The 19,920-nt window shown below is 73.5% G+C and carries 17 protein-coding genes and 1 tRNA gene; 10 read left to right on the top strand and 8 right to left on the bottom strand.

What is annotated here, in order from left to right:
* Positions 1–15 precede the first annotated feature (15 nt).
* On the bottom strand, positions 16–612 hold the full coding sequence (locus tag KQY30_RS23335) for a histidine phosphatase family protein (protein WP_217308497.1): 597 nt from the start codon (positions 610–612) through the stop codon (positions 16–18).
* Between the two features lie 226 nt (positions 613–838).
* On the opposite strand from KQY30_RS23335, the gene KQY30_RS23330 reads away from it, so the two are divergent.
* The 7 genes from KQY30_RS23330 to KQY30_RS23300 all read left to right on the top strand — a co-directional run bounded on the left by KQY30_RS23330 (position 839) and on the right by KQY30_RS23300 (position 7,825).
* Positions 839–1,897, top strand: a complete 1,059-nt coding sequence (locus KQY30_RS23330) for a phosphatase PAP2 family protein (RefSeq protein WP_217308496.1) — start codon at positions 839–841, stop codon at positions 1,895–1,897.
* On the top strand, positions 1,827–3,044 hold the full coding sequence (locus tag KQY30_RS23325) for a hypothetical protein (protein ID WP_254407671.1): 1,218 nt from the start codon (positions 1,827–1,829) through the stop codon (positions 3,042–3,044). The genes KQY30_RS23330 and KQY30_RS23325 overlap by 71 nt, the downstream gene beginning before the upstream one ends.
* Positions 3,044–4,702 (top strand): hypothetical protein, encoded by a 1,659-nt coding sequence (locus tag KQY30_RS23320; protein ID WP_217308495.1) that lies wholly within the window; start codon positions 3,044–3,046, stop codon positions 4,700–4,702. Before KQY30_RS23325 ends, KQY30_RS23320 begins: the two co-directional genes overlap by 1 nt.
* A gap of 100 nt (positions 4,703–4,802) precedes the next feature.
* Positions 4,803–6,182, top strand: coding sequence for an AAA domain-containing protein (locus KQY30_RS23315; RefSeq protein ID WP_217308494.1), 1,380 nt, complete (start codon positions 4,803–4,805; stop codon positions 6,180–6,182).
* A 155-nt stretch (positions 6,183–6,337) separates the two neighbouring features.
* Entirely contained in the window at positions 6,338–6,685 is a 348-nt protein-coding gene (locus KQY30_RS23310; RefSeq protein WP_217308493.1) for a hypothetical protein, read from the top strand.
* A 411-nt stretch (positions 6,686–7,096) separates the two neighbouring features.
* Positions 7,097–7,666, top strand: a complete 570-nt coding sequence (locus tag KQY30_RS23305; RefSeq protein ID WP_254407670.1) for a bifunctional DNA primase/polymerase — start codon at positions 7,097–7,099, stop codon at positions 7,664–7,666.
* Positions 7,667–7,751: 85 nt separating this feature from the next.
* A tRNA-Lys gene (locus KQY30_RS23300) sits at positions 7,752–7,825 on the top strand.
* Between the two features lie 148 nt (positions 7,826–7,973).
* On the opposite strand, the gene KQY30_RS23295 is transcribed toward KQY30_RS23300, so the two are convergent.
* Positions 7,974–9,218: a M6 family metalloprotease domain-containing protein gene (locus KQY30_RS23295; RefSeq protein ID WP_217311274.1), complete on the bottom strand. Its 1,245-nt coding sequence runs from the start codon at positions 9,216–9,218 to the stop codon at positions 7,974–7,976.
* A 347-nt stretch (positions 9,219–9,565) separates the two neighbouring features.
* Here KQY30_RS23295 and KQY30_RS23290 point away from each other — a divergent pair, with 347 nt between their 5' ends.
* Positions 9,566–11,614 carry a bifunctional diguanylate cyclase/phosphodiesterase gene (locus KQY30_RS23290; RefSeq protein WP_302185333.1) on the top strand — a complete coding sequence of 683 codons (2,049 nt, stop codon included), beginning with the start codon at positions 9,566–9,568 and terminating at the stop codon, positions 11,612–11,614.
* Positions 11,615–11,657: 43 nt separating this feature from the next.
* Here the strand turns inward: KQY30_RS23290 and KQY30_RS23285 are convergent, their stop codons facing one another.
* The 6 genes from KQY30_RS23285 to KQY30_RS23260 all read right to left on the bottom strand — a co-directional run bounded on the left by KQY30_RS23285 (position 11,658) and on the right by KQY30_RS23260 (position 17,307).
* Positions 11,658–12,002, bottom strand: coding sequence for a DoxX family protein (locus KQY30_RS23285; protein WP_217308491.1), 345 nt, complete (start codon positions 12,000–12,002; stop codon positions 11,658–11,660).
* A 14-nt stretch (positions 12,003–12,016) separates the two neighbouring features.
* Positions 12,017–12,850 (bottom strand): NAD(P)H-binding protein, encoded by an 834-nt coding sequence (locus KQY30_RS23280; protein WP_217308490.1) that lies wholly within the window; start codon positions 12,848–12,850, stop codon positions 12,017–12,019.
* 217 nt (positions 12,851–13,067) lie between these two features.
* A complete protein-coding gene (sigJ, locus tag KQY30_RS23275) occupies positions 13,068–14,126 on the bottom strand; it encodes an RNA polymerase sigma factor SigJ (protein WP_217308489.1) in 1,059 nt (352 codons plus the stop codon).
* A 174-nt stretch (positions 14,127–14,300) separates the two neighbouring features.
* Complete coding sequence (locus tag KQY30_RS23270; RefSeq protein ID WP_217308488.1) at positions 14,301–15,410, bottom strand: LLM class flavin-dependent oxidoreductase; 1,110 nt, start codon at positions 15,408–15,410, stop codon at positions 14,301–14,303.
* Between the two features lie 168 nt (positions 15,411–15,578).
* A complete protein-coding gene (locus KQY30_RS23265) occupies positions 15,579–16,298 on the bottom strand; it encodes an aspartate/glutamate racemase family protein (RefSeq protein WP_217308487.1) in 720 nt (239 codons plus the stop codon).
* Between the two features lie 19 nt (positions 16,299–16,317).
* Positions 16,318–17,307 carry a decarboxylase gene (locus KQY30_RS23260; protein WP_217308486.1) on the bottom strand — a complete coding sequence of 330 codons (990 nt, stop codon included), beginning with the start codon at positions 17,305–17,307 and terminating at the stop codon, positions 16,318–16,320.
* 163 nt (positions 17,308–17,470) lie between these two features.
* On the opposite strand from KQY30_RS23260, the gene KQY30_RS23255 reads away from it, so the two are divergent.
* Both KQY30_RS23255 and KQY30_RS23250 read left to right on the top strand, forming a co-directional pair.
* Positions 17,471–18,421, top strand: a complete 951-nt coding sequence (locus KQY30_RS23255; RefSeq protein ID WP_217311272.1) for a D-2-hydroxyacid dehydrogenase — start codon at positions 17,471–17,473, stop codon at positions 18,419–18,421.
* A complete protein-coding gene (locus KQY30_RS23250) occupies positions 18,414–19,868 on the top strand; it encodes an amidase (RefSeq protein WP_217308485.1) in 1,455 nt (484 codons plus the stop codon). Before KQY30_RS23255 ends, KQY30_RS23250 begins: the two co-directional genes overlap by 8 nt.
* The last annotated feature ends 52 nt before the right edge of the window (positions 19,869–19,920 follow it).

Genomic DNA, 19,920 nt, shown 5'->3' with positions numbered 1-19,920 from the left:
GCCATCGCCCCCGGCTCACTCCGCCAGGTGCGCCGTGTCGTTCCAGACCTCGATGGCCGGGAGTCCGTACGCCCACCCCAGCACCGACACCGAGGTGGGGTCGAGCCGGACGCGCGCCGCGAACGCGATGTCCTCGCCCAGCCAGCGCGCGCCTATCGCGCGCAGGATGTGGCCATGGGCGAAGAACAGCACGTCCCGGTCGGCCGAGCGCGCCCACGCTATGGCCTCGTCCGCGCGGGCGGAGACCTGCGCCAGGCTCTCGCCGCCGGGCACGCCGTCGCGCCAGATGAACCAGTCCGGGCGGTCCGCCTTGATCTGGGCCGGTGTCATGCCCTCGTACGCGCCGTAGTCGAACTCCATCAGCGCGTCCCACTCCTCGGCCCGCTCGCCGAAGCCCGCCAGCGCGCAGGTCTCGCTCGCGCGGGACAGCGGGCTGGTACGGATCTCCGCGTCCGCGAGACCCGACCAGGGCGCCTGGCGCAGCCGTTCGCCCAGCAGTTTGGCGCCCCTGCGGCCTTCGTCGAGCAGGGGGATGTCCGTCCTGCCCGTGTGACGGCCGGAAAGCGACCAGGCCGTCTGGCCGTGCCGGGCGAGGAGGATGCGCGCTGCCATGGGCTCTCCCTGAGGTTCACAACGGGTGCCGCTCCATCATCGCGTACTTGAACGACGGGCAACCTCCCGGGTGATACGGGCGTCCATCTCTCCGTTGGGCGGCGTTGGCCGGAGATGCCCCCGAACGACAGTCCGGGGATACACCCGGCCGGGGAATGCGGTGACGTACGCCGTACGGTTGAACATCGTCCAAAGCCCGCATGAAATCACGATGGAGAGCGCCAGAATGCCACGCAGCGCCGCCGCCAGCGCCAGAGCCAGCGCCCGCGACGGCGTATCCGCGAGAGCGGCCGGCGCGGGTTCGGCGCAGACGGGGCAGCGGCCGGCCGCCCGGCCGCGCTGGTGGGCCGAGCTGGCGCTGGTCGTCCTCGTCTACGCCGCGTACTCGGCGGGCCGGCTGCTGGCGCGCGGCGACGAGTCGACAGCCGTCGCCCATGGCCTGGCGATCCTCCGAATAGAGAAGGCGCTGCGTCTCAACGCCGAGCACCCGCTCAACCGGCTCTTCACCGGCACGCCCGCGCTGGGTGTGCCCGCCGATTTCATCTACGCCTCGCTGCACTATCTGGTGACCCCGGCCGTACTCGTGTGGATGTTCCGCCACCGGGCCGCGTTCTACCGGGCCGCGCGGAACTGGCTGATGCTCGCCACCCTCCTCGGGCTGGCCGGCTTCACCCTGCTGCCCACCTGCCCGCCCCGGCTGCTGGCGGCCCGGCACGGCTTCGTCGACACCATGGCGCACTTCAGCGAGTACGGGTGGTGGGGCGACGAGGCGAGCGCGCCGCGCGGTCTGGGCGAGATGACCAACCAGTTCGCGGCGATGCCGAGCCTGCATGTCGGCTGGGCCCTGTGGTGCGGGGTACTGCTGTGGCGGCACGCCCGTACCCCGCTGGTGCGCCGGCTGGGGGCGGCGTATCCGGTCGTCATCACCGTGGTGGTGATGGGGACGGCCAACCACTACTTCCTGGACGCGGTCGCGGGGGCGGTGGTGATGGCGGCGGGGGCGCTGCTGACGGGGCCGGCGCTGCGGGTGGCGGACCGGGCACGGGACCGCGTACGGGCCGCGATGCCCGTACGGTACGGGCCTCGGCCTGCCCTGTCACGGCTGTTCACCGTGCCCGCGCAGACGCCCCCGAAGTCACCGGAGTCACCGCCGCGGTCTCACGCATCGCCGATTGTCAGTGGCGGATGCGAGACTTCCGCGGGTGAGCGATTCCCTGGGCGGCGGACCCGCGGCAGCACCCCCGGCACCTCCTCCGCAGACGACACTCCGGCGACGGCTCGCTGAGCTGCGCGGCCCCTCCGTCGCGCCCCATCCGCTCGACGCCCGCGCGCTGGCGGCCCTCGCGGCCAACCCCGGCTGCAAGCGGCGGGCGCTGCTGGACGGGGCGGGTGTCGACAAGAAGGCGCTCGCGAAGGCGCTGGGCTCCCCCGCGCCGTTCGGGCAGTCGCAGTTCGCGTTCATGCGGGGGAACGCGTTCGAGGCGAAGGTCAAGGCCGACGGGGGTACGGAGCTGCTGCGGCTGCTGGCGGAGCGGCTCGGCGGCGAGGCACCGCCGCCCGCGCCGGGCGAGGTGTCCGTACCGGATCTGTCGGCGGCGGGACCGGAGGGGCGTACGGCCCGTACGGCGCTGGCGCTGCGCGAGGCCACGGAGTCCGGGGGCTGGGCTCTGCTCGACCATCCGCTGCTGGCCCTCGACGTGGCGGGCTCGCCCGCGTATCTGGAGCCGGACGCGGTGGTGGTGCGGCCGGACGGGCGGTGGACGGTTGTGGAGATCAAGTCCTTCCCGATGATCGACGGTTCTGCCGACGCGGCGAAGGTGGGCGCGGCGGCGCGGCAGGCCGCGGTGTACGTCCTGGCGCTGGAGCGGGTCGCGGGCCGTACGCCGGGGGCGGAGGTGGGCGACCGGGTGCTGCTGGTGTGCCCGAAGGACTTCTCGAACCTGCCGACCGCGTCCGTCGTCGACATACGCAAACAGCTTTCGGTGACGCGCCGTCAGCTCACCCGGCTGACCCGGATCGAGGACATCGCGTCCGCGCTCCCCGAGGGCACCACCTTCGACGTCACCCGCTGCTCGGACGCCGAGCTGACCAGCGCGGTCGAGGCGGTCCCGGCGGCCTATGCCCCGGAGTGCCTGTCCGCCTGCGAGCTGTCCTTCCACTGCCGCGACCGCGCGCGGGAGAGCGGCGCGGTGGAGGCGCTGGGCCGGAGCGTACGGGGCGAACTGGGCGCGCTGACAACGGTGACGGCGGTGCTGTCGGCGGCACACGGGGACACCGGGGATCCGGCCGACCCGGCCGTGGTGGCGCTCCGGAGAGCGGCGGCGCTGCGGGCGGAGGCCCTGGCCGGCGTGGAGACCCTGACCGGCGCGGGGGCGCTCGTCGGCGCGGACGCCCCGGCCGGCGCGGGGGCGCCGGAGCGAGGGGTGGGCTGATGTCGCTGATCAGTACGCTCGCACGGCTGGAGGCCATGGCGAGCGGGCGGGCCGGGCCGCTCGCGACCGTACGGCACCGGCGGATCTCGGACCGGCCGCTGGTGCTCGTACCGCTGACCACCGCGGGCGAGGCGGGCGCGCCGCTCGGGGCGCTGGTCGGGACGGATCGGGACGCGCCCCGGCTGCTGACGGTCGCGCAGCCGCGCGACCGCGATCTGCGGTTCACGTTCCTCGCCGAGCTGGCCGAGGCCGTGCTGCCGTATCTCGACGCGTACGCCGATGTCGTCGAGCCCGCCGAGCGGAGCGAGACCGACCCGGAGACCGGGAAGCGGGTCAAGGCCGAGGTCGAGCTGTGCGTGGACGCGCCGCAGATCGTCGTGCCGAGCCGGCCCGGGATCGACTTCGTACGGCTGCTGGGGCGGTCGATGCGGTTCCGGCGCACCGCGGAGGAGGACCCGGACACCCCGTATCCCGCGCCGCCGCGCGTGCCCCTGCTGGGGCGCTGGCTCACGCACTACGGCGAGCGCGCCCGGGTGCCGGGCTCCTCGCTGCTGCTCGCGGCGACCGATCTGCTCAACCGCCACTGGGCGACCGGCCAGTCGAGCCTGGAGGACCAGCACCTCGGCGCGCTGCTCGCCTGGATCGATCCGCCCGGTGGGCTGTCCGGCGCGGAGGCGGCGTTGCGGGCGGAGGTGGAGCGGGACAGGGGCGGGCAGTTGGTGTGCCCGCCGGCCGGGCCCGCGACGGACCCGGCATTCGACAACAAGCTGCTGGCGCCCGCGGTCGAGCGCTATGACCGGGCCCGCCAGGAGCTGGCGGCGGCCGAGGACGGACCCGACGCGGACGAGCGCCTCGCCCGGCTCACGGCCGCCGAGCGGGACATCCGCGCGCTGCTGCACGGGGTCATGCGGCCGACCTGGGACGCCGTGTGGCACGGCCTCGACCTGCTGCGCGAACTGCCGGAGGGGGCGCGGGTCGAGGAGCGCTGGACGCGCGACCGCTGGTCGTTCACCGGCCATCGCGACCGGGTGCGCGCCGGTGAGCCGCCGCAGCCCCGGCGTGACGACGCCGTGACGGCCGCGCAGAAACTCGCCACGCGTGAGACGGCGCAGGCGCAACTCGACGCGGCGGAGGCGCTGGACGATCCGCTGGTGCTGGCAGGGCGCAGGCTCTCCGGCGAGGCGTTCGTCGGGGAGGTGACGGAGGTGGTGATGGCGTACAGCGAGAGCAAACGCCCGAGCCCCCGCCCGCTGGTCACGGTCCGCACCGACGACCGGCCGCATCTCGGCGAGCGTACGAAGGTGTTCCGCTCGCTGGACGGCCGGCCGCAGTCGGCGGAGTTCGTACGGTACGAGAACGCCCCGGACGGCGAGGACGGGGAGCGGGTGCTCGTGCTGCGGCTGACCGACCGGATGGGCCGTGCCAAGGAGCCCGCGCCCGGCTCCGTACCGGACAAGGGCGACCGGCTCGCCTGGACGCTGTTCGAGCACGACCAGCGCGGCGGCCCGAAGCTGCCGGATCCCGAGCAGACCCCCTGGACGCACGGCGGCCCGCCGGGCACGGCGGGCACTCCGGGCGCTGACGGCACGGCGGCTCCGGCGCACGCTCCCGACCCAGCGCACGCTCCCGACCCGGTGACCGAGGAGGACTTCCTGTGACCGTGACCCGCCCCGGCCGTCGCGCGTTACGGAGCACCGGCCCCCACGCACCGCGCAGCAACCGTCCCGGCACCGCGCCCCGCTCACCAGGAGCCGCCCGATGACCGCACCGGCCACACCCCACTCCGCGGCCCGTCCCGTACCGGCCGGCTCGCCCTTCGATCCCGGCGCCGCCGCGGCGCGCGCCACCGACGCGATTCTGCGGGACACCCTGGGCGCCGCCCACCGGGGTGTCGTCGTCGACTCGCCGCCCGGCGCCGGCAAGTCGACGCTGGTCGTGCGGGCCGCGCGCGAACTGGCCGCGGCGGGGCGGCCGTTGATGGTGGTCGCGCAGACCAACGCACAGGTCGACGATCTTGTCGCCCGGCTCGCCGAGAAGGAGCCGGAGCTGCCGGTCGGCCGGCTGCACAGCAATGACCCCGATCCGTACGACCGGGCGCTGGACGAGCTGCCGAACGTCCGCAAGTCCGCGAAGGCGGCGGATCTCGCGGGCCTCGACGTCGTGATCTCCACGGCCGCGAAGTGGGCCCATGTGCAGGGCGTGGAGCCCTGGCGGCACGCCATCGTCGACGAGGCCTACCAGATGCGCTCGGACGCGCTGCTGGCCGTCGCCGGGCTCTTCGAGCGCGCGCTGTTCGTCGGTGATCCCGGCCAGCTCGACCCGTTCAGCGTGGTGGGCGCGGACCAGTGGGCCGGCCTGTCGTACGACCCGTCGGCGAGCGCGGTCTCCACGCTCCTGGCGCACAACCCCGGCCTGCCCCAGCACCGGCTGCCCGTCTCGTGGCGGCTGCCCGCGTCGGCGGCGCCGCTGGTGTCGGCCGCGTTCTATCCGTACACGCCCTTCCGCAGCGGTACGGACCACGGCGACCGGCGGCTCACCTTCGGGGTGGCGTCGGACGGCTCGGGGCCCGACCGGGTGCTGGACGAGGCGGCCGAGTCCGGCTGGGGGCTGCTGGAGCTGCCCGCGCGGCGCACGCCCCGTACGGACCCCGAGGCGGTACGGGCCGTGGCCCTGGTGGTGCGCAGGCTGCTGGACCGCGGGGGCGCGGCCGTCAGTGAGCGCGCCCCCGGCGCGATGCCGGTGACGGCCGACCGGATCGCGGTCGGTACGGCCCACCGCGACCAGGCCGCCGCGGTGCGGGCCGCCCTCGCGGAGCTGGGCGTGGCCGGAGTGGCGGTGGACACGGCGAACCGGCTCCAGGGCCGCGAGTTCGATGTGACGGTCATGCTCCACCCGCTCTCCGGCCGTCCGGACGCCACCGCGTTCCATCTGGAGACGGGCCGGCTGTGTGTGCTGGCCTCCCGCCACCGGCACGCCTGCGTCGTGGTCTGCCGGGCGGGCGTCGCGGAGCTGCTGGACGAGCATCCGTCGACCGAGCCGGTCCAGCTCGGGGTGACGGTGAAGTTCCCGGACGGCTGGGAGGCGATGCAGTCCACCTGGGAGCGCTGGTCGAACCACCGGGTGCCCTGGCGCCCCTGAACCGCGCCGCCAGGTCCTGTCCGGGAAGCCCTTCCCGGACCGACGCGCGAGCCGCTCGTACGCCGGGTGGCGCGCGCCGGGAAGGCCCCCTTGCGCGGAGCGGGACAATGGACGGTGGCCAGGGGCCTGTACACGCACGAGCAGCAGGAGGAAAGATGCCGGATCCCGAGCGGAGCGAGCGGCGGCTGCGGCCCGCACCGCTGCTCTTCGACCCCTCGGAGGCGGTCGCCGACCCCGAGCACTTCTTCGATCTGGAGTCGCTCGACGACCCCGCGGAGCTGCTGGCCAGGGCCACCGAGCTGACGCTCGCGTTCCGCGCGGCGGCCGACCGGGCGGTCGAGTTCCAGGCGCTGGCCGCCGCCCAGCTCGCCGATCCGCGCCGCTTCGACCGGCTCACGACCGAGGACATCGCGCGCCGCGCGGAGTGGACCGAGGACTACGCGAGGAAGATGGTCGAGTTCGGCCGCGACCTGCTCCGCGGCGAGGGCATGGGCCCGGTCTGACGGATGACCGGAGCCGGCGGCCGCGATCGGCGGATGGCCCGAGCCGGCAACTCCGGTCAACAGGATGTCCGGGACCCCGTGGCCCGGGCCAGCGGCGGAACCCCCTGGCATATGCCGCGGGGCAGGTTACCCCTCCGCGGACTTCGCTGCCGGAATTTCGGCGAACTCTCTGGAGTACGGGGGTTACTGGCGGTAGACCTGGATGTCATGAGCGCATGGCCACGAGACGCAGCCCCCCTGAGCCCCGGCACCCCTCTCCGTACGAGCCCCGGTGCGAGCGACGACGAACGCCGCGCCGACCTTGCCGCCCTCCTCCATGACGGCGGCGAAGGCGGCACCCACGGCACCGACGGCGACGGAGGCGGCGCGAGCGAACGGAGCACCGAGGACCGGCACCGCACCGCCGCCCGTATCACCCCGGCCGGCGCCGACTGGCTCGCCACCGCCGCGCCCTCCCCCCGCACCACGCTCTCCCGCTGGGCCGCCCGGCCGACCGCCCCCACCGTGCTCACCTGCGGCTCCGCCTTCGATGTGGTGAGCGTCCCCTGCGTCTTCGGCCGGCGCATGCTGGACCGGCTCTGGGCGGAGGGCCCCGGCTCGGGCCCGGTCGCCGCGCACCGCGGCCGTACGCTCCTCTTCGCCGTGCCCGGCACCGCGCAGAGGCTGCCGTCCCTGCTCTCCTGGCAGCAGTGGGACGGTACGGGGGCCCGCGGCCGGCACGAGACGGCGCCGCCGCTGCTCTGCCACGGTGTGGGCGACGCCGTGACCGTACCGCCACTGGAGCCCGGCGCCCCCTCCGGCCCGCACTGGGTGGTCGCCCCCGAGACCCGCCACCCCTGGCTTCCGGGCCCCGAGGTCCTGCTCTGGGCCTGTGTACGGGCGGCGCGCGCGACGCTGCGGGCGGCCCGCGCCGCGGCCGGCCCCATACCCCGGCCCCGGACCGGCGCCACACCGGACAGACTGCCCCAGTCATGCTGCTGACCACCGGAAACGGCCTCGGGAGCGGTGCCGGTATATCGATTTTTCCTCCCGCCGATCCGGGTGCTAAGGTCTACGACGTCAGCAGGCGCCGCTAGCTCAGTTGGTTAGAGCAGCTGACTCTTAATCAGCGGGTCCGGGGTTCGAGTCCCTGGCGGCGCACAGACGGAAAGAGGCCCTTCGCCATCGGTGAGGGGCCTCTTTCGTGCCACCGTGCCAGGTACGTGCCATCGCCCGGCGCGAGCCACCGTGCCCCGCGCGAGTGGCCGGGCCGCATCAGCAGCGGGCCCCCAGGCCCGTGCCGTGTCAGTCAGGGCGCCGGGGTGATCTTGACCGTCCAGGCGCCCCCGCGGGTACGGTCCGCCACCTCCACCTTCGTACGCTCCCCCGGCACCGTGAACGTCTCGCCGACCCCCAGCGGCGCGTCCGCGAGCGGCGGGTACACCGACTGGTCCCAGCAGGCCCGGCTCTCCGGATGCGCGTCCACCACCTCGACCGGACCGCCGCCCGAGGCCGCGCCACTGCGCACCCGGTAGATCAGCACGCCCTCGGTGCAGGTGTCGAGATCGTTGCCGGTCGCCGAGCGCGCCTCGATCACCAGGGCCGAGCGGTCGCCGGTTCTGACGACCGCCAGCCTCGTCCCCGTGCTCCCGGCGACGGTCGGCGCGGCGGAGACCGGTTCCAGGCTGAGCAGGCTCGTACCGGACGCGGCCACGCACCGCACCTGGCTCCGGTCCAGCCAGCCCAGCTTCCACTTGTGCCAGCCGAAGAGATCCGGGGACATCCCGAACTGGCTGCCCATCACGTCCCAGTCGCCGACATAGGTGTCCCAGTCGCCCTTGCCGTCCACCGGCCGGTGGTAGAGGTCCGGCAGATCGAAGACATGCCCGGTCTCATGGGCCAGCACATTGCGGTCCGGCGGATGGCGCTCGAAGACGGTGACGATGCGCTTGATCTCCGTACCGTCGGCGCGCATCGGCTGCTCGAAGTTGACCACCTTCGTGGCGTCGGAGTCGACCCCGGGCGCCTCCGGGTCGGCGACCAGATAGACGACGTCGTAGCGGGAGAAGTCGACCAGTGGATCGGCGGCGGCCACCGCGTCCCGCAGATAGGCCGTGCGCCGCGCGGGCTCCCAGTCGCGCCGCATCCCGTACGCGGTCGACGAGTGCGGCATCCGGGCCCAGCGCAGCTTGGGGTGCGGCCGCAGGGTGAACTTGCCGTACGAGGCCTGCTCGTAGAAGCGGCTGGTGGCCGGGAAGTGATCGGCCACCAGCTCCGCGGGATCGGGCAGCTTCTTGGAGTCCGGGAAGGAGAGGAAGACCATCACCGCGTCGAGGGGGCGGTCCGGGCGCGGATAGGCGGCGTTCCAGGTGTCCAGACCGACGGAGTGGTGGGCCGAACTGCGGGGCAGTGCGCAGGGTCCCTCGGAGACGGCGTCGGCGGCGGGGCCCGTGACGAGGGAGGTGGCGGCGAGCGCCGTGAGGGAGGTGAAGGCGGCCGCGGTCCTGCGCAGGCGGGGCCGGTCCACTCCCCCCGGTGGCTGTGGACGCTCCACGTCGACCTCCGGCTCCGGATTGGTGGATCCCTCACCCACCCTGTGCCGTTTTGGGACGATACGCCCTGTTCCGCTGCCCCACACGGGTGAGGAGTGTCACGCCTTCCGTACGACACCCCGACGGGTCACGGAACGTCACGGGATGTGAGCACCCGGACCGGCCGGGCCACAGGCAGGCAGAAACGATCGCCCGGCGGCGGGGCGGGCGCCCGCGACGCTCCCGTCGCGGGCACCGGAGCTGGAATGGCCGCCCGGGCTCCCTCTATGATCGGCACACTTTCCCTGGCCGGCCGTCCCGATCACTCGGTACGACTCTGTACGACACGACTGCACCGCGGGAGCGAGCCGTGAGCGGAACCTCCGAAGGGCCGCATGGGCCGCACCGAACGGCGGTCGTGCCGCAGGACGGCGACGGGCCTCCGAGCACCCAGTCGGTGACGGAGCGTCATCCTCTCGGCAGAGCCGATACGGGCCCGGCCGGTGCCCGCGGAGCCGGCATCGGCGGAGCGGGCACCGGCGGCACCGGCCACGGGCCCGCCCACGCCGATGCCGAGACTGACGCCGACGCCGACGAGCGCGACTACCGCGGGGCCTTCCACGCCGCCCAGCTCGCCATGGCCGTCCTCGACGACAACGGCACCGTCATCAGCGCCAACGACGCGCTCGCCGCCCTCCTCGGCACCCAGGCCGCCGCGCTGCTCGACCAGTCCGCCGCCGATCTCGTCGATCTCGCCTCGGACAGCCGCACCTGGCACGCCTACCGCGCGGTGCTGGACACCCACCGCTCCCGCTTCCGCTGCACCCGCCGCCTCAAACACTCCGACGGGCGGACCCTGTGGGCCGAGGTCACGGTCGCGCCCGTACCGGAGAGCGGCACCTCGCTGCTGTCGATCACCGACATCAGCGACCGGCGCGAGCTACAGGCGCGGCTGCGCCATCTCCAGATGCACGACCCGGTGACGCGGCTCCCCAACCGGACCCTGTTCTTCGAACGCCTCGCGTCCGCGCTGGAGACCTCGGCGCTCGACGCCTCCTCGTACGGCACGGGACCGTACGGCGGCGGCATGTACGGCACGGGCACGTACAGCACCGGAGCGTATGCCCGCAGCGGCGCCTACGGCGATACCAGGGGCGATGGCAGAACAGGGCGGATCGGCCTCTGCTATCTCGATCTCGACGGCTTCAAGGCCGTCAACGACACCCTCGGCCACCGCACCGGCGACCGGCTGCTCGCCGCCGTCGCCACCCGTCTCACCGAATGCGCCGACCAGGACGGATACACGCGCAGCGGCGGCCACCTGGTCGCCCGGCTCGGCGGCGACGAGTTCGCGATCCTGGTCGAGGACTCCACCGGTACGGAACAGCTCGCCGATCTCGCGCGCTCCGTGCTCACCGCCCTCCAGCGCCCCTTCGACCTGGCCGGGCAGCGGCTCTCGGTCTCGGCCTCGATCGGGGTCGTGGAGCGCGCTGCGCAGGGCACCACCCCGACCGGTCTGATGCAGGCCGCGGACACCACGCTGTACTGGGCGAAGGCCGACGGCAAGGCCCGCTGGACCCTCTTCGACCCGGAGCGCAACGCGCACCGGATGACCCGGCAGGCGCTGACCTCGCGGCTGCGCCCCGCCGTCGAGCGCGAGGAGTTCGTGCTCCAGTACCAGCCGCTGGTGGGCATGGCCGACGGGACCGTACGAGGGGTGGAGGCGCTGGTGCGCTGGAATCACCCGCAGTTCGGGACGCTCTCGCCGAATCGGTTCGTCGGTATCGCCGAGGAGGACGGCTCGATCGTCCAGCTCGGGCGGTGGGTGCTCCGTACGGCCTGCCGCCAGGCCCGGCGGTGGCAGCTCGACCACCCCGGCGCCCGGCCGCTGTTCGTGAGCGTCAATGTCGCCGTGCGCCAGGTCTGGGACTCGGATCTGGTCGCGGATGTGGCGGAGATCCTCGCGGAGACCGGTCTCGTACCGCATCTGCTGCAACTGGAGCTGACCGAGTCGGCGGTGATGGGCTCGGCGGGCCGGCCCCTCCAGGCGCTCCAGGCGCTGAGCGACATGGGCGTACGGATCGCCATCGACGACTTCGGCACCGGCTATTCCAACCTGGCGTATCTCAGCAGGCTGCCGGTCTCGGTGCTCAAGCTGGACGGCTCGTTCGTGCGCGGGTTCCGGTACGACGACGGGGTCCATCCGAATCCCGCGGACGAGACGATCGTCGAGGCGCTGGTCCAGCTCGCGCACCGGCTGGGGCTGACGGTGACCGCGGAGTGCGTGGAGACCTCGGGGCAGGCGGCGCGGCTTCAGCGGATCGGCTGCGACACCGGGCAGGGCTGGCTCTTCTCCCGCCCGGTGGCGCCGGAACGGATCGCGGAGATGATCGCCGCGACCGCTCAGCCGGCCGGCTGAGCCGCGCGCCAGCCCGGCCGAAGAGGCCGGGCCGCCTGCCGTTTCAGACCGCGAGTCCCAGGGCGAGGGTCGCGGCGGACAGCACCAGGAACGGGTACTGGAAGCCGAACGAGTAGTCCCGTACCCGCAGATGGACCGCTACGGCCAGCACGAAGAACAGCACCAGCCCGCCCGCCGCGGCGACACCGAGCGCCGGAATCCAGAAGCCGGCCAGCAGCCCCAGCACGGCCGCCGCCTTGGGCACGCCCAGCGCGGGCATCCACGAGCGCGGCACCCCCGCCGCGTCCATGCCGACGGCCACCCGCTCGTACCGTACGAAGTCGCACACGGCGGAGAAGACATTGGCGGCGGCCGTCACGGCCGTGACCACCACAAAGGCGATGAACATGAGCCGCTCCCGGGTCAGTTGAGGAATTTGGCGGCGTGCTCGGCCGTCCACTGGGCGTACGTACGGGCGGGGCGGCCCAGTACGCGCGCCACCTCACCGGTCACCACCGCGGGCCCGCCCACGGTCGTCGCGAGATAGCCCAGCAGCGAGTCGGCCGCCGCCTCGTCCACCCAGGGGTTGTGTGCGAGCATTGCCCGCTTCGCCGCCTCCGGCGGTATCTCCTCGTACCGCAGCGGACGCGACAGCGCCTCGCCGAGGATCTCCACCTGCCGCGCGGTGGTGAGGCCCTCGGGTCCGGTCAACGGCAGTGCCTGGCCCAGCAGTCCGTCGCCGAGCAGAGCGCGTACGGCGACCGCCGCCAGGTCCGCCTCGTCGATCGGCGCGGTCGAGGCACCCGCGTACGGACCGCGCACCACATCGCCCGCCGCGAGCTGCCCCTTCCACTGGAGGGCGTTGGAGGCGAAGCCGCCGGGGCGCAGATGGGTCCACTCGGGGACCGCCGCCTCGACCGCCGCCTCCAGTTCGCGGTGGACCGCGGCGGCGCTGCCCTCGCCCGCGGACCTGTCCTCCGTGACGACCAGCGAGGAGAGGGTGACCACACGCCGTACTCCGGCGGCCTTCGCGGCGGCGAGCAGGGGGCCAGGGCCGCCGGGGAGGGCGGCGAGGTTGAGGACGAGCGCGGTCACGCCGTCGAAGTCGGGGGCCGCGCTGTCGCAGGGTTCGGCCCCGGCGGGCAGTCGTACGGTGCCGGGGGTACGGGTCAGGGCGCGTACCTTCACGCCCTTCGCGGCCAGTTCCGCGAGGAGCGGGCGGCCGAGGTTCCCGGTGGCTCCGGTGACCATGATCATGGTGGGATTGCCTCTCGTCGGTGGATGCGGTGGGTCTGGGTCTGGGTGTGCGGGTGCGGTCTGCGTCCGCGCGCGGGTCGCGGACCGTGTGCGCGAGTGCGGGACCGTGTGGGCGACTGCGGTCCGTGCGTACGGTCGGCGCGCTCACGGCACATACAGCGGTGACACGCGTCGGTGACACGCTCAAGTGGCCTGCTCAGCCGGTGAAGCGGCCCGCTCAGTCGATGTGCTTGAGCTTGTCCGGGTTGGTCACGGTGTAGATCTCGGTGACCTGGTCGCCTTCCGGGGCCAGGCCGATGACCATGACCGCGAAGGGCTCGTCGTCGGCGAACAGCACCGCGGTGGGATCGCCGTTGACCGTCCGGTAGCGGACGTCGAGGTTCTCGGGGGTACGGCCGGCCACGCCGGCGATCATGCGGGCGACCTTGTCGCGGCCGTGCAGCGGGCGCTGGACGGTCTGCCTGACCCGGCCGCCGCCATCGGTCCACATGGTCACGTCGGGGGCCAGGACCCGCAGGAGCGCGTCCAGATCGCCGCCGAGCGCGGCGGCGAGGAACCGCTCGGTGGCCTCCCGCCGTACCCGGGGCTCGGTCCGGTGGCGGGGGCGGCGGGACTGGACGTGCTCGCGGGCGCGGTGGGCGAGCTGGCGGACCGCCGCCGGGGCGCGGTCGAGGATCCCGGCGATCTCGGTGTGGGGGTAGCCGAACACCTCGTGCAGCACGAACACCGCGCGCTCCAGCGGGGTCAGCGTCTCCAGCACCACCAGCAGCGCGATCGACACCGCCTCGGCACGCACGACCGCGCCCGAGGCGTCCCCCGTGTCGTCGCCGCCCGGGCCGCCCGGGGCACCGGAGGCGCCCGCGGTGAGCGGGACGGTGCCGGGGGCGGTGAGCAGGGGTTCGGGCAGCCAGGGCCCGACGTACTCCTCGCGGCGGCGGCTCACACTCGCCCGGCGCGCCAGCGCGCCGTTGACAGCGATCCGCACCAGATAGGCGCGTTGGTGGGTGATCGGCGCACCGGACTGTTCCCGGTTCCTGGCCGCCCACGCCAGCCAGGTGTCCTGGAGGACGTCCTCGGTGTCGGCGACGCTGCCCAGCATGTTGTAGACGAGGGAGAAGAGCAGCTCGCGATGGTCCAGGAAGACCTGGGTCGCCGCGTCGGCCGCGCCCGCCGCGCCCGCCGCGTCAGCCGCCTCCGAAGCCTCCCCCGCGTCGCTTCGTGAGGCTTCGGCGCCCTCCGCCGAGCCGCGCGGCGCGCCGGTGCCGGTGCCGGACATTGATCACTCCTCCTGCTCGCGTTCCCTGTGCCACATCCCGAGAGCCCTGGGGGCTCCCGGAGTGTGACGTACGCGCAGAAAGTGTGACCCCCGTCACCCGCCACCCAACGGCAGGCGGCAGGCGGCAGGCGGCAGGCGGCAGGCGGCAGGCGGCAGGCGGGGCGGTCCTGCCCGTCAGCCGGTCAGGCCGTACGCGTCCGCGATGAGTTCGTAGCTCCGCAGCCGCGCCTCGCCGCCATGGGCATTGGCTGTGATCATCAGCTCGTCGGCGCCCGTGCGCTTCTGGAGGTCGTTGAGACCGTCGCGTACCGCGTCCGGGGTGCCGTGCACGATATTGGTGAGCCAGGTGTTCACGAACTCCTGCTCCAGCGAGCTGAACTGGTACGCCTCCGCCTCCTCCGGCGTCGGGACGAGCCCCGGCCGGCCGGTGCGCAGCCGGACCATGGAGAGCGCCCCGGTGAGGACCTGGCGGCGCGCCTCGCGCTCATCATCGGAGGCCAGCGCCGCGACCCCGATCAGGGCGTACGGCTCGTCGAGCACCTCGGAGGGGCGGAAGTTCTCGCGGTAGATGTCGAGCGCGGGGATGGTGTTCTGCGCCGAGAAGTGGTGGGCGAAGGCGAACGGCAGCCCCAGCATCGCGGCCAGCCGCGCGCTGAAGCCGGACGAGCCGAGCAGCCAGACGGGCGGCCGGGCGGCGGGGCCCTGGACCGGGCCGGGGACCGCGTGGATCCGGGAGTACGGATGGGCGTCGGGGAAGTCGTCGTCCAGGAACCGGGTCAGCTCGGAGAGCTGCTGCGGAAAGTCGTCGGCGCCCTCGTTGAGCCGGTCGGAGCGGCGCAGCGCCGCCGCCGTCGCCCCGTCGGTGCCCGGCGCGCGCCCGAGGCCCAGATCGATCCGGCCGGGCGCGAGCGCCTCCAGCGTGCCGAACTGCTCGGCGATCACCAGCGGCGCGTGGTTGGGCAGCATGACGCCGCCGGAGCCGAGACGGATGCGCTCGGTGTGGGCGGCGAGATGGGCGAGGATCACGGCCGGGGAGGAGGAGGCGACCCCCGGCATCGAGTGGTGCTCGGCGACCCAGTGCCGGTGGTAGCCCCTGCGCTCGGCGAGCCGCGCCAGCTCGACGCTCGTACGGAGCGACCGGGCGGCGGTGGATCCCGTACCCACCGTGACCAGGTCCAGTACGGAGAGGGGTACGGGGGCGGTGCCCCGCACGGTGCCCCGGATCCCGTCCGTCGTGCCCTCGGTCCCGTCCGTCGTGCCTCGGCTCGTGTCGTGGTCGTCCACCGGTCAAGACCCTCCTGCGCTGAAGTGCGTACACGCGTGCGCAGCCAGAACGGGAGGTGCTCTCCGTTTATTCCCCGCCGGGGTTGGTCGCGCCCTCGATCGCCGGACGGGCCGAGCCGCCCTGTCCTCAAGCGCCGGACGGGCCGCGGGGCTGCGCTGGTCCCGGCTTCAGTCCCGGCTTCCGAACAGTGTGCCCAGTCTCGGCAGCCACACCTTGCGCTGCGCCAGCCGCAGCCCTTCCCAGACCGACACCTGGTTCGCGGTCAGCACCGGCTTGCCGAGTGCCTCCTCCAGCTCGGGTACAAAGGCCGCCGTGTGCAGGGCCGTGTCCGGGACGAGTACGACCTGCGCGTCCGGATGGTCGCCCGCGTGCGCCAGTTCCAGCACCTGGTCCCGGCCCCAGGTGCCGACCTCGGCGGCGGTGATGATCCCGCTGGCGCGGTCCGCGACGACTTCGATCCCGGCCGACTTCAGGAAGGCCGTGAAGCAGGCGGTGACATCCTCCGGATAGGTGGCCGCGATGGCGACCCGCTCCGCGCCCAGCGCCCGTACGGCATGGGCGAAGGCGAACGACGTACTCGACGCGGGCAGCCCGGCGGCTCTGGCCAGGGCGCGCGTCTGTTCATGGGCGCCCTCCCACCCGTACACGAAGCTGCCGCTCGTACAGGCCCAGACGACGGACTGCGCGCCCGCCAGCCGCAGCTCCTCCACCCCCCGCGCCAGCCGGTCCGCGGAGCCCATCTCGATCAGGGCGTCGACGCGGTGGGCGTCCTCACCGATGTCCGTATGGACGACCGCCAGCCGGATGTCGATGCCGAACAGCGCCTCCATGCGCGGATAGTCGTCCTCGGCGGAGTGTCCGGGGTAAAGGAATCCGACGGTGGTCATCTCCAGCCTTCCTCACTGGTCACTCGTCCGGCAGCGGCTCCGAGGGCCCTTCCGACGCCGTCAGCGGCGGCTCCGGTGCTGTCGGCGGTATCGGGGGAACCTCCGGCAGGGGCGCCGCCGGCCCGGCGGGCACCACGGGCGGGACGACGGGCACGACCGGCCCGACCGCTGCCACCTCGCGCGCTCCCTGCGCCTCCGCCACCTCCTGCCGTATCTCCCGCATCTCCTCCCGTACCGCACGGGCCTCGTCCGCCTGGCGCGCCTCGCCCGCCGGGCTCCGGTCGAGCAGCAGCCCCTGGTACGGGCCGACCGCACGCGCCCCGAGCCTGCGGAGCGCCGCCCACATGGTGACCTGGTTGGCGGACAGCACCGGCATCCGCAGCTCCGCCTCCAACTGTGGGATCGCGTCGTACGTAGGCAGATTCGTACAGCTTATGAAAAGCGCGTCCGCCGATCCGACGACCGCCTCTCGCGCCATGTCCACGACCGAGCGGTAGGGCACCTTCCAAATGTGCCGTGTCAGCCCCAGAAAGGCGCGTCCGGTCACGGTTACCCCGACCTCCGCCAGATAGTCCTCCAGCGCCTGGGTGACCGACTCCGTATAGGGCGTGACCAGCGCGATCCTGTTCACACCCAGTTCCTCGACGGCCTCGATGAGGGCCCCGGTGGTGGTGAGCGAGGGCACCTCGCCGGCGCGGGTCATCGCCTCGCACATGGCGCGCTCGCCGGCCGGGCCGCCGACAAAACTGCCCGAGGTGCAGGCGTACGCGATGACCTCGGGCTCGGACGCGCCGAGCGCCCGCACCGCTTCACCGAGCGTCTCGTGCTCGCTGACCAGCCTGGCCAGGTCCAGGGAGACCTCGACGGGTACGTACGGCGTCCTCGTGACCCGCAGCGAGATGTCGTCCGGGACCCAGCGCCACAGTTCGCGGTCCAGGGCGAAGTCGAAAGGAGCGACCACACCCACTCCACGCTGTGGCTGCGGTCCTCCGAGAAAAGACACGTGCAAGTCCGGGCCCCCTTAGCCTGTTATTGACGACGGTAAGAGCCAGGTGCAAGCGTGGTCAATCCGCACATCTCAGACGTTGCACGGAATTTCCAGGGCTGAAATCCACCCGCGGCAACCGACCGTCCGACCGGCTCCGGCAGAAGGGCCCCTCCCCATGCCAGCAATGCCAGCCCCCGCCCTCCTCGTGCTGGACGCGGACCCTCCGCCGCGCCTCGGCCGGCTCACCGGGAAGGCCCGGATCCAGCACACCGACGAGGCCGGTCTCGCGGACCGCCTCCCGGCCGCCGATGTGCTGCTGGTCTGGGACTTCACGTCCGACGCGGTACGGAACGCCTGGCCCGGAGAGGGCCCGCGGCCCCGCTGGGTGCACACCGCGAGCGCGGGGGTGGACCGGCTGCTCTGCCCCGAGCTGATCGCCGCCGACACCGTCGTGACCAATGCCCGGGGCATCTTCGAGGAGCCGATCGCCGAGTATGTGGCCGGGCTGGTGCTCGCCATGGCGAAGGATCTGCCGGGGACCCTGGAACTCCAGCGCCAGCGCCGCTGGCGCCACCGCGAGGGGCTGCGGGTCGCGGAGAGCAGGGCCGTGGTGATCGGCGCGGGGCCGATCGGCCGGGCCGTCGCCGGGACGCTGCGCGCGCTGGGGGTGACGGTGGCCGTCACGGGCCGTACGGCGCGGCCGGGGGTGTACGGGCCCGACCAGCTCGACCGGCTGGTGTCCAGGGCCGACTGGGTGATCGGCGCGGCGCCGCTGACGGACACGACCCGCGGCATGTTCGACGCCCGGCTCTTCGGTCTGATGCAGCCCTCCGCCCGCTTCATCAATGTGGGGCGGGGACAGCTCGTGGTGGAGAACGATCTGATCGCGGCGGTGTCGAAACGCTGGATCGCGGGCGCCGCGCTCGATGTCTTCGAGAGTGAGCCGCTGGACCCGGAGAGCCCGCTGTGGGACGTCCCGGGCCTGATCGTCTCGCCTCATATGAGCGGTGACACGGTCGGCTGGCGGGACCGGCTGGGCGCACAGTTCGTGGAATTGTATGAACTTTGGGCGGCCGGAAAGCCCCTCCCGAACGTGGTCGACAAGAAACGTGGGTACGTCCCCATGCATGACTGATCACACGCACCGGACCGACCTGCCGGACCCGTCCGCGGCGTCGGCGTCGGACCTCACCGGCCTGACCGCGCGGCAGCTCCTGGCCGGCTACGAGCAGGGCGACTTCTCGCCCGTCGACGCGACCCGTGCGGTGCTGGAGCGGATCGAGGAGGTCCAGCCGCTGGTCAACGCCTTCGTCCGGGTGGACACCGAGGCGGCGCTCGGCCAGGCGGAGGAGTCGGCCGCGCGCTGGCGCAAGAAGGAGCCGCAGGGGCTGCTCGACGGGGTGCCGGTCTCGGTGAAGGACGTCTTCCTCCAGCGCGGCGGCCCGACCCTGCGCGGTTCGCGGACCGTACGGGCCGAGGGGGCGTGGGAGGAGGACGCCCCGGCGGTGGCGCGGCTGCGGGAGCACGGCGCCGTACTCGTCGGCAAGACGACCACGCCGGAGTTCGGCTGGAAGGGCGTCACGGACTCGCCGCTGTCCGGGGTGACCCGTAATCCGTACGACCGCACGCGTACGGCGGGCGGCTCCAGCGGCGGCAGCGCGGCGGCTGTGGCGCTGGGCGCGGCGCCACTGTCGATCGGTACGGACGGCGGCGGCTCGGTCCGTATCCCGGCCTCCTTCTGCGGGATCTTCGGGCTCAAGCCGACCTATGGCCGGGTGCCGCTCTATCCGTCCAGCCCGTTCGGCACGCTGGCGCACGCCGGGCCGATGACCCGGGACGCGGCGGACGCCGCCCTGCTGCTGGATGTGATCAGCGGCCCGGACTGGCGTGACTGGTCGCAGCTCGCCCCCGCGCCGGCGGTGAGCGGCTCGCTGGGCGAGGGGGTGCGCGGGCTGCGGATCGCGTACTCCCCCTCCTTCGGCGGTCAGGTGGCGGTGCGCCCGGCGGTGGCCTCGGCCGTACGGGGCGCGGTGGGCCGGCTCGCCGAGCTGGGCGCGTACATCGAGGAGGCCGACCCGGACATCACCGATCCGGTGGAGGCCTTCCACACCCTGTGGTTCAGCGGCGCGGCCCGGCTGGTGCAGCCGCTCAACGAGCACCAGCGGCAGCTTCTCGACCCCGGGCTGCGGGAGATCCGGGCGCTCGGCGCGCGGTACAGCGCGGTGGACTATCTGGCCGCGGTGGACGTACGGATGGAGCTGGGGCGGCGGCTCGGCCGGTTCCACGAGTCGTACGACCTGCTGGTCACGCCCACGCTGCCGATCACCGCGTTCGAGGCGGGGGCCGAGACCCCGGCACGCTCGGGGCTGCGCCGCTGGACGGGGTGGACGCCCTTCACGTACCCGTTCAATCTGACGCAGCAGCCCGCCGCGAGCGTGCCGTGCGGGGTGGACGAGGACGGGCTGCCGATCGGGATCCAGCTTGTCGCCGCCCGGCACGCGGACGCGCTGGTGATGCGCGCGGCGCACGCGCTGTACGAGTCGGGAGCGGCCCGGATCCCGGCGCCGGGCACGGGGATCTGAGCCCGGCACGGGGCGCTGGGGCGGGGGCGTTACACCCCACCCCTGATGCGCC

The organism is Streptomyces sp. GMY02 (assembly GCF_019056675.1).
GTDB lineage: Bacteria > Actinomycetota > Actinomycetes > Streptomycetales > Streptomycetaceae > Streptomyces > Streptomyces odonnellii.
The sequence above is the reverse complement of the archived record's forward strand: the minus strand, read 5'-3'. Positions and strand labels throughout refer to the sequence as shown.